General features: G+C 59.8%; 12 protein-coding genes. 3 read left to right on the plus strand and 9 right to left on the minus strand.

The window, feature by feature from the left end; translation table 11 throughout:
• Nucleotides 1–24: 24 nt before the first annotated feature.
• Nucleotides 25–807 carry a sulfite exporter TauE/SafE family protein gene (locus tag CLU80_RS11790; RefSeq protein ID WP_099757443.1) on the minus strand — a complete coding sequence of 261 codons (783 nt, stop codon included), beginning with the start codon at nucleotides 805–807 and terminating at the stop codon, nucleotides 25–27.
• A 132-nt stretch (nucleotides 808–939) separates the two neighbouring features.
• Here CLU80_RS11790 and CLU80_RS11795 point away from each other — a divergent pair, with 132 nt between their 5' ends.
• Nucleotides 940–1,686, plus strand: a complete 747-nt coding sequence (locus tag CLU80_RS11795) for an NRDE family protein (protein WP_093429797.1) — start codon at nucleotides 940–942, stop codon at nucleotides 1,684–1,686.
• A gap of 247 nt (nucleotides 1,687–1,933) precedes the next feature.
• Here the strand turns inward: CLU80_RS11795 and ptsP are convergent, their stop codons facing one another.
• The gene (ptsP, locus tag CLU80_RS11800) at nucleotides 1,934–4,213 is read right to left on the minus strand and encodes a phosphoenolpyruvate--protein phosphotransferase (RefSeq protein WP_007913900.1); all 2,280 of its coding nucleotides are present in this window, start codon (nucleotides 4,211–4,213) and stop codon (nucleotides 1,934–1,936) included.
• Between the two features lie 22 nt (nucleotides 4,214–4,235).
• On the minus strand, nucleotides 4,236–4,715 hold the full coding sequence (locus tag CLU80_RS11805; RefSeq protein WP_003229203.1) for an RNA pyrophosphohydrolase: 480 nt from the start codon (nucleotides 4,713–4,715) through the stop codon (nucleotides 4,236–4,238).
• Between the two features lie 143 nt (nucleotides 4,716–4,858).
• Between CLU80_RS11805 and CLU80_RS11810 the strand changes: the two genes are divergently transcribed.
• The gene (locus CLU80_RS11810) at nucleotides 4,859–5,515 is read left to right on the plus strand and encodes a histidinol-phosphatase (protein ID WP_095125831.1); all 657 of its coding nucleotides are present in this window, start codon (nucleotides 4,859–4,861) and stop codon (nucleotides 5,513–5,515) included.
• A 94-nt stretch (nucleotides 5,516–5,609) separates the two neighbouring features.
• Here the strand turns inward: CLU80_RS11810 and CLU80_RS11815 are convergent, their stop codons facing one another.
• Nucleotides 5,610–6,023, minus strand: coding sequence for a DUF2269 family protein (locus tag CLU80_RS11815; protein WP_093429794.1), 414 nt, complete (start codon nucleotides 6,021–6,023; stop codon nucleotides 5,610–5,612).
• A 40-nt stretch (nucleotides 6,024–6,063) separates the two neighbouring features.
• Complete coding sequence (gene ilvA, locus CLU80_RS11820; protein ID WP_099757444.1) at nucleotides 6,064–7,578, minus strand: threonine ammonia-lyase, biosynthetic; 1,515 nt, start codon at nucleotides 7,576–7,578, stop codon at nucleotides 6,064–6,066.
• A gap of 148 nt (nucleotides 7,579–7,726) precedes the next feature.
• On the opposite strand from ilvA, the gene rpiA reads away from it, so the two are divergent.
• On the plus strand, nucleotides 7,727–8,401 hold the full coding sequence (gene rpiA / locus CLU80_RS11825; protein ID WP_007913886.1) for a ribose-5-phosphate isomerase RpiA: 675 nt from the start codon (nucleotides 7,727–7,729) through the stop codon (nucleotides 8,399–8,401).
• Between the two features lie 148 nt (nucleotides 8,402–8,549).
• On the opposite strand, the gene CLU80_RS11835 is transcribed toward rpiA, so the two are convergent.
• The 4 genes from CLU80_RS11835 to CLU80_RS11850 form a co-directional block, all read right to left on the minus strand.
• Nucleotides 8,550–9,467, minus strand: a complete 918-nt coding sequence (locus CLU80_RS11835) for an SdiA-regulated domain-containing protein (RefSeq protein ID WP_099757445.1) — start codon at nucleotides 9,465–9,467, stop codon at nucleotides 8,550–8,552.
• A gap of 115 nt (nucleotides 9,468–9,582) precedes the next feature.
• Nucleotides 9,583–10,506, minus strand: a complete 924-nt coding sequence (locus tag CLU80_RS11840) for an SdiA-regulated domain-containing protein (RefSeq protein WP_099757446.1) — start codon at nucleotides 10,504–10,506, stop codon at nucleotides 9,583–9,585.
• Between the two features lie 268 nt (nucleotides 10,507–10,774).
• Nucleotides 10,775–11,440, minus strand: a complete 666-nt coding sequence (locus CLU80_RS11845) for a fumarylacetoacetate hydrolase family protein (RefSeq protein WP_099757447.1) — start codon at nucleotides 11,438–11,440, stop codon at nucleotides 10,775–10,777.
• 41 nt (nucleotides 11,441–11,481) lie between these two features.
• Nucleotides 11,482–12,876: a D-2-hydroxyglutarate dehydrogenase gene (locus tag CLU80_RS11850; RefSeq protein WP_099757448.1), complete on the minus strand. Its 1,395-nt coding sequence runs from the start codon at nucleotides 12,874–12,876 to the stop codon at nucleotides 11,482–11,484.
• Nucleotides 12,877–13,031: the final 155 nt, after the last annotated feature.

Here is a 13,031-nt window from a genome sequence, read left to right on the forward strand (position 1 = left end):
GATTAAGCCAGGATTGCGAAGTGGTTAAAGCAAGAAGCTCAGACCCACGCTGAACAGCAAAGCGGCGAACAGCCGTTTCAGCAAGCGCGGCGACAACCGATGTGCCAAACGCGCGCCGATGCGGGCGAAGACCATGCTGGTCAGGGCGATGCCCAGCAGCGCCGGTAAATAAACAAAACCGAGACTATGCGGTGGCAACAACGGATCGTGCCACCCCAGAATCATGAAACTTAATGCACTGACCAGGGCGATCGGCAGACCACAGGCCGATGAGGTTGCCACGGCTTGCTGCATCGGCACGCTGCACCAGGTCAGGAACGGCACGGTCAGCGAACCGCCGCCCACGCCAAAAATCGCCGAGGCCCAGCCGATCACACTGCCGGCCACGGTCAGACCGAGTTTACCCGGCACCGTTCGGCTGGCCTTGGGTTTGATGTCCAGCGCCAGTTGCACCGAGATGATCAAGGCAAACACGCCGATGATCTTTTGCAGGTGCGGGCCAGAAATCGCTTCAGCGGTCAGCGCGCCAAAACCGGCCCCCAACAGAATGCCGACGGCCATCCACATGAAGATCGGCCAGCGCACTGCGCCTCGACGGTGATGCTCACGCACGGCGTTGACCGAGGTGAAGATGATCGTCGCCAGCGAAGTGCCGACCGCCAGATGCGTGAGGATCGACTGATCGAAGCCCTGCAAGGTGAAACTGAACACCAGCACCGGCACGATGATGATCCCGCCGCCAACCCCGAACAGCCCGGCCAGCACGCCCGCACAGGCGCCCAGCGCCAGATAGAGCAGAAATTCCATGACCGTCTCCCCAGACCGCATCCGCAAAACCGGAGCGGCATGGTAACGGATGCACACCCTTTGGCTCCACTGGCGATGGATGCACGGACGCCGGATGCGTAGAGTGAGCAAAAAACACACAAGGACCACCTTATGTGCCTGATTGTTTTCGCCTGGCGCCCGGGCCATGCCCAGCCGCTGATCGTCGCGGCCAACCGTGACGAGTTCTACGCCCGGCCAAGCCTGCCACTGGCGCCATGGCCAGAGGCGCCGCATGTGCATGCCGGACGTGATCTTGAGGCCGGCGGGAGTTGGCTGGGGATTGGCGCCAACGGGCGCTTTGCCGCGCTGACCAATATCCGCGATCCGCAGCAGGCGCCAGCGCGTAAGTCGCGGGGTGAGTTGGTGGCGCGGTTTCTGACCGGCGATGCGTCGATTGATGATTATTTGAGCGAAGTGGTCGGGCGTGCGGCGGAATATGCCGGGTTTAATCTGCTGCTCGGTAATAGTCATGAGCTGTGGCATTTCAATGCGCGGATGTCGGAACCGGTGATGCTGGGATCGGGGGTTTACGGATTATCCAATGCCGGGCTGGATACGCCGTGGCCGAAGTTGCTCAAGGCCAAGGCAGCGTTAGGTGCAGTGCTGGATGATCCGACGCCTGCGCGGTTGTTGGGGTTGTTGAGTGATGCGCAGGTTGCGCCGTCGGCTGAGCTGCCGGATACAGGGGTGGGGTTGGCGACTGAGACTTTGTTGTCGAGTGTGTTTATTGCCAGTCAGAGTTATGGGACGCGGGCGAGTACGGCGTTGATCGTTCAGGCGGACGGGACTCGGCGGATGGTGGAGCGGAGTTTTGGGCCGTATGGCGGGCATCTTGGGGAAGTTGAGGTTTGTGTCTAAGAGCTGACCCTCACCCCAGCCCTCTCCCGGAGGGAGAGGGGGCCGACCGAGGTGTCTTGCGCCATACACCGACCTGAAAGACCGAGTCGATTATGGATTCGGCACAGCACTATCAGGTCGGGGCGCTTCGATTATGGATTCAGCACAGCCCTTTCAGGTCGGCGTAAGTCCACAGCATCCCCGGATCAGTCCCCTCTCCCTCTGGGAGAGGGTTAGGCGGGCGGCGTTCCGATGAGGGGCTTTTGATTCAGAGGGCCTTGACCACCGCCGGCGGATGCATCTTCGACAACCCAAGGTTCTTCAGCGCCAATTGCAGCGAGCTGTGGATAACTTGCGGATTGTCGATGGTCATCAGCTCCGCCAGCAATTCCTGAGCCTTGCTCAGATTGACCTGACGCAGCATCCACTTCACCTTCGGCAAGTTGGTGGCGTTCATCGACAAACTGTCAAAACCCATCGCCATCAACAGCACTGCCGCCGCCGGATCACCGGCCATTTCGCCGCAGATACTCACCGGTTTACCTTCGGCATGGGCATCGCGTACCACGGTTTGCAGGGCTTGCAGCACCGCCGGATGCAGGTAGTCGTAGAGATCGGCCACACGCGGGTTGTTACGGTCGACCGCCAGCAAATACTGGGTCAAGTCGTTGGAACCGACGGACAGGAAGTCGACCATCCGCGCCAGCTCCTTGGTCTGGTACACCGCTGCCGGGATCTCGATCATCACGCCGATCGGCGGCATCGGCACGTCGGTGCCTTCGTCGCGCACTTCACCCCAGGCCCGGTGGATCAGGTGCAGGGCTTCTTCGAGTTCGTGGGTGCCGGAGATCATCGGCAGCAGAATCCGCAGGTTGTTCAGGCCTTCGCTGGCCTTGAGCATCGCGCGGGTCTGCACCAGGAAGATTTCAGGGTGGTCGAGAGTCACACGAATGCCGCGCCAGCCGAGGAACGGGTTGTCTTCCTTGATCGGGAAGTACGACAGCGACTTGTCACCGCCGATGTCGAGGCTGCGCATGGTCACCGGTTGCGGGTGGAACGCGGCGAGTTGCTCGCGGTAGATCGCCAGTTGTTCCTTCTCGCTCGGGAAGCGCTGGTTGATCATGAACGGCACTTCGGTGCGGTACAGGCCGACACCTTCGGCGCCACGCTTCTGCGCCCGCGCCACATCGGCCAGCAGGCCGGTGTTGACCCACAGCGGCATGCGGTGGCCATCGAGGGTCACGCACGGTAGGTCGCGCAGGGTGTCGAGGCCCAGCGCCAGTTGTTTCTCTTCTTCGACGACTTCGGCGAACTGCTTGCGCAGCACTTCGCTCGGGTTGGTGTAGACCTCGCCGCGTGTGCCATCGACGATCATTTCGATGCCGTCGACCTTGGCGTACGGCAGGTCGACCAGACCCATCACCGTCGGAATGCCCATGGCCCGGGCGAGAATCGCGACGTGCGAGTTACCCGAGCCGAGTACCGAAACCAGACCGACCAGCGTGCCTTCCGGCACCTCGCCGAGCATCGCCGGCGTCAGCTCTTCGCTGACCAGAATGGTTTTTTCCGGATAGACCAGGTTCTGCTGGCGCTCTTCCTGCAAGTAGGCGAGCAGGCGGCGACCGAGGTCTTTGACGTCCGACGCACGCTCACGCAGGTAGGCGTCGTCCATCAGTTCGAAACGGTTGACGTGCTCAGTGACCACCTGACGCAGCGCGCCCTGCGCCCACTGGCCAGTCTTGATCACGGTGGTGATTTCGCTGCCCAGCGAGGCATCGTCGAGCATCATCAGGTAGACGTCGAACAGTGCGCGCTCTTCCGGGCGCAGTTGGGTCGCGAGTTTGGCGGACAACGCGCGCATGTCGGCGCGCACGCCTTCGATGGCGGTCTTGAACAGTGCCAGTTCGGCATTGATGTCGGTGATGGTCTTGTCTGGCACCACGTCGAGATCGGCCGGCGGCAGCATGACCACCGCAGTACCGACTGCGGCCCCCGGCGAACCCGGCACGCCGACGAACTTGGCTTCCTGAATGCCTTTGCCCTGACGGCCCAGACCACGGATCGAACCGGTGGCTTCGGCGTGGGCGATAACGCCTGCAAGCTGTGCGCTCATGGTCACGAGGAAGGCTTCTTCACCTTCGTCGAACTGGCGGCGTTCTTTTTGTTGGATAACCAACACGCCGACGACGCGGCGGTGGTGAATGATCGGTGCACCGAGGAACGAGGCGTAACGTTCTTCACCGGTTTCGGCGAAGTAACGGTAGCGCGGGTGATCCGCAGCGTTTTCGAGGTTCAGGGGTTCTTCACGCGTGCCGACCAGACCGACCAGACCTTCGTTGGGTGCCATGCTGACCTTGCCGATCGAGCGCTTGTTCAAGCCCTCGGTGGCCATCAGGACGAAGCGGTTGGTCTCGGGATCAAGCAGGTAGACCGAGCAGACCTGGCTGCCCATGGCCTCTTTGACGCGCAACACAATAATCCCCAACGCCGCCTTGAGATCCTTGGCGGAGTTAACTTCCTGGACGATCTTGCGCAGCGTATTGAGCATGGCTCGGGGTCGAACTCCGTCGTCAGTCGCGCGCTAAAAGGCGCGGGGCAAGCTCTTTGAGGGCGCGGCGATACACCTCGCGCTTGAATGTCACCACCTGGCCCAACGGATACCAATAGCTGACCCAGCGCCAGCCATCGAACTCCGGTTTACCGGTCAAATCCATCCGCACCCGCTGCTCGTTGGAGATCAGGCGCAGGAGAAACCATTTCTGTTTCTGGCCGATGCACAGCGGTTGGCTGTGCGTACGCACCAGACGTTGCGGCAAACGATAGCGTAACCAGCCCCGGGTACAGGCCAGTATTTCAACATCTTCACGTTCCAGGCCAACTTCTTCGTTCAGCTCGCGGTACAAGGCGTCTTCCGGCGTCTCTTCAGGGTTGATTCCCCCTTGCGGAAACTGCCAGGCATCTTGATTGATACGGCGAGCCCATAGCACCTGGCCGGCGTCATTCGTCAGAATGATCCCGACATTGGGGCGGAAACCATCGGGGTCGATCACGGCAACAACCTCGCAAACGCATGTCGCCGCATTGTTCCACAAAGGTTGATAAGGCGGCAACGAGGCTTCCTACCTTATGTGCACTCTTGTGAAAAGACCGTATTCTTGTCGCCTTTTTACTGACTTTTCAGCGGGTAACTGCAATGCGCCTGGCTCTATTCGATTTGGACAACACCCTTCTGGGCGGCGACAGCGATCACGCCTGGGGCGACTATCTGTGTGAACGCGGCTTCCTCGACCCGATTGCGTACAAGGCTCGCAACGACGAGTTTTATCAGGATTACCTGGCCGGCAAACTGGATAACGCCGCGTACCTGAACTTCTGCCTGGAGATCCTCGGCCGCACCGAAATGGCCGTGCTTGAGCAATGGCACAACGATTACATGCGCGACTGCATTGAGCCGATCGTATTGCCGAAGGCGCTGGAACTGCTGAAAAAACACCGGGACGCCGGCGACAAACTGGTGATCATCACCGCGACCAACCGCTTCGTGACGGCGCCGATTGCCGTGCGCCTGGGCGTTGAAACCCTGATTGCCACCGAATGCGAGATGGTTGATGGCCGCTACAGCGGGCGCAGCACCGACATTCCGTGCTTTCGCGAAGGCAAGGTCACGCGCCTGAACCGTTGGCTGGAGGAAACCGGGTATTCGCTGGATGACAGCTATTTTTATAGCGATTCGATGAATGACTTGCCGCTGCTGGAGCAGGTGGCGAATCCGGTCGCGGTGGATCCGGATCCGAATCTGCGTGCTGAAGCCGAGAAGCGTGGCTGGCCGGTTATTACTCTGCGCGACTGAAATCGCTATCGCGAGCAGGCTCACTCCTACAGGGGAACGCATTCCAATGTAGGAGCGAGCCTGCTCGCGAATGGGGTCGACACGGTCTCAAGCCTTAAACAGGCTTGGCCCCCATCAACCCGGCAATGGCGAGAAACCCGACGCCGCTGACAATCGCCAGGGCCAGATTGAATTTCCAGTTGCCAACCCCCGTTGTCCACAGCCGATTAAGCCGCACCAACAACCACACTGCACTCAACGTGGCCACGGCATAAATCACGCTGGACCCCAGAATCCACAACTGCCCCAATGGCCAGCCGATCAGGTGCACCAGCCACCAGCCGGTGAAAGGCATGCTCAGCATACCGATCAGCATCAAACACCAGATAAACAGCCAGGGACGCTGCATCGTGCTGGCCGGCCCTTCGCTGCGATTACGCCAGGTCAGGGCGGCAAGCCCCAGCCCGCTCGCGAGTATGACCACGGTCGCCGCGACGTGAAGGACTTTCAGGGTGGTCAGGGTTTCCATGTAATTCTCTTCCTTGGGCCATGCCCATCAGCGTAGCCGCTCAGCCAAGAAACAGCTGATAGGCCGGGTTTTCGCTTTCATCCCAGTACGGGTAACCGATTTCCTCAAGCGCCGCCGGCACCAGATGACGTTCGTCGTGCGGTACTTGCAGACCGGCGACCACGCGACCATCGGCAGCGCCGTGGTTGCGGTAGTGGAACATCGAGATGTTCCAGCGCCCACCGAGCTTGTTGAGGAAATTGAACAGCGCGCCCGGACGCTCCGGGAACTCGAAGCGGAACACCACTTCATCAATCACGTGCGCCGCGTGGCCGCCGACCATGTGGCGGATATGCAGCTTGGCCAGTTCGTTATCGGTCAGGTCGAGTACCGGGAAACCCTGCTCGGTCAGGCTCGCCAGCAATGCACTGCGCGGATCGTTTTCCGGATGGGTCTGCACGCCAACGAAAATGTGCGCTTCGCTGCCGGTGTTGTAGCGGTAGTTGAATTCGGTGATCTGGCGCTTGCCGATCGCTTCGCAGAACGCCTTGAAGCTGCCGGCCTTCTCGGGGATGGTCACAGCGATTATCGCTTCGCGGCCTTCACCCAGCTCGGCGCGTTCGGCGACGTGGCGCAGGCGATCGAAGTTGACGTTGGCGCCGGAGTCGATGGCCACAAAGGTCTGGCCGCTGACGCCGCGCAACTCGACGTACTTCTTGATCCCGGCCACGCCCAATGCGCCGGCAGGTTCGGTGATCGAGCGGGTATCGTCGTAGATATCCTTGATAGCCGCACAGATCTCGTCAGTGCTGACGGTGATCACTTCATCGACGTATTCCTTGCAGATGTCGAAGGTGTGCTGGCCGATCTGCGCCACCGCCACGCCGTCGGCGAAGATGCCCACGGTCGGCAACACCACGCGCTCACCGGCGGCCATCGCCGCTTGCAGGCAGTTGGAGTCGTCCGGCTCGACGCCGATGACTTTGATGTCCGGACGCAGGTATTTCACGTAGGCAGCGATGCCGGCGATCAGGCCTCCGCCGCCGACCGGAACGAAAATCGCGTCCAATGGCTGCGGGTGCTGGCGCAGAATTTCCATCGCCACGGTGCCCTGCCCGGCAATGGTGTGCGGATCATCGTACGGGTGAATGTAGACATAGCCTTTTTCATCGACCAGTTTCAGCGAATAAGCCAGCGCTTCCGGGAACGAATCCCCGTGCAGCACTACTTTGCCGCCACGCGAGCGCACGCCTTCGACTTTGATCTCGGGGGTGGTCTTGGGCATGACGATGGTGGCTTTGACGCCCAGCACTTTCGCCGCCAGGGCCAGACCTTGCGCATGGTTGCCCGCCGACGCGGTGACCACGCCACGGGCGCGCTCTTCGTCAGTCAGCTGGGTGAGTTTGTTGTAGGCGCCGCGAATCTTGAACGAGAACACCGGCTGCAAGTCTTCACGCTTGAGCCAGATGTCATTGCCCAGCCGCTCGGAGAGCTGGCGAGCGTTCTGTAAAGGGGTTTCTACGGCAACGTCATAAACGCGCGAGGTGAGGATCTTTTTGACGTACTGTTCGAGCATCGGAAAGCATCACTGAGCGGGTTGGGCAGGGCCAAGGAGTCTAACCCGGCTTTTGCCCGGACGACCACACGAATCCAGAGGTTTTAGCCTCGCTTGCGGCTATAATGCCGGCCTTTCCGTTCTCACCTTGCCCGCTTCCGGAGCCCGCATGACCCAGGATCAACTCAAACAGGCAGTGGCTCAGGCCGCCGTCGACTTCATCCTTCCGAAACTCGACGACAAGAGCATCGTCGGGGTCGGCACCGGCTCCACCGCCAACTGCTTCATCGACGCCCTGGCCCAGCACAAGGGCGCCTTCGATGGCGCGGTGGCCAGTTCCGAAGCTACCGCCGCGCGCCTCAAGGGCCACGGGATTCCGGTGTATGAGCTGAACACCGTCAGCGACCTGGAGTTCTACGTCGACGGCGCCGATGAAAGCGACGCGCACCTGAACCTGATCAAGGGCGGCGGCGCAGCGCTGACCCGCGAGAAGATCGTTGCCGCCGTGGCCAAGACCTTCATCTGCATCGCCGACGCCAGCAAACTGGTGCCGGTGCTGGGCGAGTTCCCGCTGCCGGTCGAAGTGATCCCGATGGCCCGCAGCCACGTCGCGCGTCAATTGGTGAAACTGGGCGGCGACCCGGTGTACCGCGAAGGCGTTTTGACCGATAACGGCAACATCATTCTGGATGTGTTCAACCTGCAGATCACCAACCCGGTGGAGCTGGAAGCGCAGATCAATGCGATCGTCGGCGTGGTCACCAACGGCTTGTTCGCGGCGCGTCCCGCGGACTTGCTGTTGCTGGGCACCAGTGAAGGTGTGAAAACCCTCAAGGCTGAGTAATCCCAGTCACCCACACATTTGTGGGCAAACGAAATCCCCCTGTAGGAGTGAGCCTGCTCGCGATAGCGGTCTGTCAGTTGATATTGTTGTCGACTGACAGACCGCTATCGCGAGCAGGCTCACTCCTACAATGGTTTTGGGGTGTTGGTTAGGGCTGTGCAGGCTTTTTGAAGACGTAAAACAGGTTCGGCTCGCTCACCAGATACAACGTCCCGTCATCATCCATCGCAATGCCTTCCGCCTGCGGCACGGTTTTCTTCAAACCCTGCCGGCCGCCACTGATGGACATGGTGCTCAACGGCCGTCCGCCGACATCCAGCTCCAGAATCAACCGCGACTCATCCGACAGCGCCAGCAAATGCCCGCTGCGCTCGTCGTATTGCAAACTCGACAGATCGCGCACAAACATCCCAGCGTCACGCTTGGGGTCGTTGATCACATGCACCGCGTAGGACTTTTCCGGATTGAAGTGCGGAAAGCCGTGCACTTCGTAGATGAGCATCGGATTACGCTCTTTCGCGACAAACAGACGCTTGCCCACCGAGTCATACGCCAGGCCTTCAAAACCTTTGTTGCTGGCCATATGCACGCCGAGGGTCATCTGCTCGGCGTCCGCCGCGTCGAGGAATGTGGTGCCTGCCTCCAAGTGAATCTTGATCAGTCGCTGCTGACGCTCATCAGTGATCACGTAGGTGTCGGCGCTGATGTACTCGACGGCTTCGGGATCGCCAAAACCAATCAGGGCAATGCGCCGCAGGATCTTGCCTTCAAGCGACAGTTCGACCAGCTCGGAATTCTTGTTGGTCACGGTGAACAGGCTTTTGCGCACCGGATCGAAGGTCAGCGCCGAAACATCGTCGTCCAGCCCGTCAATCACCCGCGCCTCAATCTCCACGCGATACTGATCCAGCCCAATCGACTCGCTACTCTGCGGTTGCCACAGGGTGTGCAAGTTAAACCAGGCGCGCTCGAACAGGCGCATGTATTGACCGATCGCAATCAACGCGATCAGGGCAATCACCGACAGGAAGATAATCAGAGGCTTGGGGCGGGCAAGTCGACGCATGTGGATGGCTCGGGATCAAAACAGGCGGATGAAATACCACGCCCGTCTGAACTGAAGCTTAATGGCCACTTGCCTCAAACCACAAGCCAACCCCTGTAGGAGCTGCCGAAGGCTGCTATTTCTGTTTTTCGAAGCGATAGAACAGGTTGGGCTCGCTGATTATGTACAGCGTACCTGCCTCGTCCATGGTCACGCCTTCGGCGCGGGGAATGGTGTTTTTCAGGCCATTGAAGCCGCCAAGCAGGGTCATGAAGCTGACCTGTTCGCCCTTCTCGTCCAGTTCCAGCAGCAGATGCGAGTCGGCGGACAGCACCAGTGTGTGCTGAGTGCGCGGGTCAATCGCCAAGGCCGAGAGGTTGCGAATATCCAGTTCATCACTGGCAAGTTTCTGCTTGTCGCCCTTGAGGGTCTGGCTGCCGTCGCTCTTCCAGGTGAACAGCGCCGGTGGCCGCTCCTCACCGAGCAGCAATTGCTGGTTGTGGGAATCCCAGGTAATAGCTTCGAAGGCTTTGTTCTGGTCTTTCGACGGGCCGAGGTCGTATTTCGGGAAGTCGGCGATATTCAGCTCGCGAGTATCGGCATCGACTTTGACGATCGACAGCATGTGCTGGCGCTCGTCGACGATGGCCATCAAGCCGTTTTCCATCATCGTCAGGCCTTCCGGATTGCTCCAGCCCACCAGCGGCATTTTGCGCAGTACATCGCCCTGTAACGTCAGTTCAGCGAGAAACGGGTTCTTGCCCATCACCGAGAACAGCGTTTTGGTCTGCGGGTTGTAAGCCAGATCCGAAGCCTCGTCCTTCTCCATACCCTTCAGCGGTTTGGCATCGATGACCACCCGATAGTCCGGCAGCCAGATGCTTTCCTTCTGCTCGGCCTGGCTTTCAAAGCGCTCCTGCAGCCAAAGCACACCGCGATCATCCCAATGCATGGCAAACGCCAAGGCATATGCCGCGGCAAGCACCAGCAACAGCCAGACATACCAGCGCAGGGCGAAACGTGAACGGCGGGTGGGTTTGAGCTGAGTTTGAGATGACATCGAGGGACGCGTTCCGAAAATTCAGGCTATGGGTAATAGCACAAAGAGGCCGGCTCAGACGCCAGAATGAGAGGAATTATCCGTACAGGATGTGAAAAAAACGGCAAATGGCGGGATTGCCGTGTGTTGCCAACCATCTTCAGGGCAGCACAAAACAATGTGGGAGCGAGCTTGCTCGCGAAGGCAGAGTGTCAGTCGACATCTTTGTTGACTGACAAAATGCTTTCGCGAGCAAGCTCGCTCCCACAGGGGATTTGCAGTGTCGCGGTTAGCGCACGCTGCTGTTGAAGCTGCTCGCGCCAACCAGTTCGAGAACGATGTCATCGCCAACGTTCAGCGGGCCAACGCCCACTGGCGTGCCGGTGAGGATCACGTCACCGGCCTGCAGCGAGAAGCAGCCGGCCATGTGCTGGATCATCGGCACGATCGGGTTGAGCATCGCGCTGCTGTTGCCGTCCTGGCGCACTTCGCCGTTGATGGTCAGGCGAATGCCGATGTCGGTCACGTCAGCAAAGGTGCTGCCGACCACGAACGGAGCGATCACCGCCGCACCGTCGAACGACTTGGCGATTTCCCACGGCAGGCCCTTGGCTTTCAGCTCGGCCTGTTTGTCGCGCAGGGTCAGATCCAGTGCCGGGGCAAAACCAGAGATGGCGTCGAGCACTTCTTCACGGCTCGGCTTGGTCGACAACGGCTTGCCGATCAACACGGCGATTTCCGCTTCGTAGTGCACTGAACCGCGCTCGGTCGGAATGCTGAAACCGCCTTCCAGCGGCACCACGCAACTGCCCGGTTTGATGAACAGCAACGGCTCGGTAGGCACCGGATTGTCCAGTTCCTTGGCGTGTTCGGCGTAATTGCGGCCAATGCACACGACTTTCCCGATCGGGAAGTGAATGCGCGTACCGTCGACGTACTGGTGCTGATAGCTCATTTACCGACTCCTGCCTTCATTGATTCATCAAAGATTGTCGATCAAACCGCAAAAATCTTGCCCGGGTTCATGATGCCGTTCGGGTCGAACACCGCTTTCACCGCTTTCATGTACTCGATTTCGACCGGGGAACGGCTGTAGGTCAAGTAATCGCGCTTTGTCATGCCCACGCCGTGCTCGGCGGAGATCGAACCGTTGTACTTCTCGACGGTTTCGAACACCCACTTGTTGACGGTCGCGCATTTGGCGAAGAACTCGTCCTTGCTCAGGTTATCCGGCTTGAGAATGTTCAAGTGCAGGTTGCCGTCGCCGATGTGGCCGAACCAGACGATTTCGAAGTCCGGATAGTGTTCGCCGACGATCGCGTCGATTTCCTTCAGGAACGCTGGCACTTTCGACACGGTGACCGAGATGTCGTTCTTGTACGGCGTCCAGTGCGAGATGGTTTCGGAGATGTACTCGCGCAGCTTCCACAGGTTCTGCAGCTGGGTTTCACTCTGGCTCATCACGCCGTCGAGCACCCAGCCCTGTTCGACGCAGTGCTCGAAGGTTTCCAGTGCGCTGTTGGCCACTTCTTCAGTAGTCGCTTCAAACTCCAGCAACGCATAGAACGGGCAGTCGGTTTCGAATGGCGCCGGTACGTCGCCACGGCCCATGACCTTGGCCAGGGCCTTATCGGAGAAGAATTCGAACGCGGTCAGGTCGAGCTTGCCCTGGAAGGCGTGCAGCACCGGCATGATCGAGTCGAAATCGGCGGTGCCGAGAACCATCGCGGTGAGGTTTTTCGGCGCACGATCGAGGCGCATGGTCGCTTCGACGACGAAACCGAGCGTGCCTTCAGCGCCAATGAACAGCTGACGCAGGTCGTAACCGGTGGCGTTCTTGATCAGGTCTTTGTTCAGTTCCAGCACATCACCCTTGCCGGTGACGACTTTCATGCCGGCCACCCAGTTGCGGGTCATGCCGTAGCGAATCACCTTGATTCCGCCGGCATTGGTGCCGATATTGCCGCCAATCTGACTGGAACCTGCCGAGGCGAAGTCGACCGGGTAGTACAAGCCTTTTTCTTCGGCAACGTTCTGCAAATGCTCGGTGACCACGCCCGGCTGACACACGGCAGTGCGGTCGGTGAGGTTAACGTCGAGAATCTGATTCATGTAGTCGAAGGAGACGACCACTTCGCCGTTGGCCGCCACCGCAGCGGCGGAAAGCCCGGTGCGCCCGCCCGACGGCACCAGCGCAATCTTGTGGGTGTTGGCCCAACGCACCACGGCCTGCACTTGCTCGATGGTCTTGGGAAACACGATGGCGCTTGGCGCCGGGGCGAAGTGCTTGGTCCAATCCTTGCCGTAAGCATTCAGGGAGTCGGTGTCGGTCAGGACCTTGCCAGGCTCGACCAGGGTCTTCAGTTCATCAATCAGGGCAGGATTGGTCATCGACAGAACTCTCGAACAATTCATGGTCATCCTGAGAACGCTTCACGTCGCAGGAATGAGTGTTTAGCGGGGAGGCTATGCTAGCATACCGACCCCGCAGGCCAGTGCCCAAGGCCAGTTCTGCGGTAACGGCTTTCCTGCCGTTTGGGTCAGCT

Source organism: Pseudomonas sp. 29 (assembly GCF_002754355.1).
In the GTDB taxonomy this organism is placed as follows: Bacteria; Pseudomonadota; Gammaproteobacteria; order Pseudomonadales; family Pseudomonadaceae; genus Aquipseudomonas; species Aquipseudomonas neuropathica.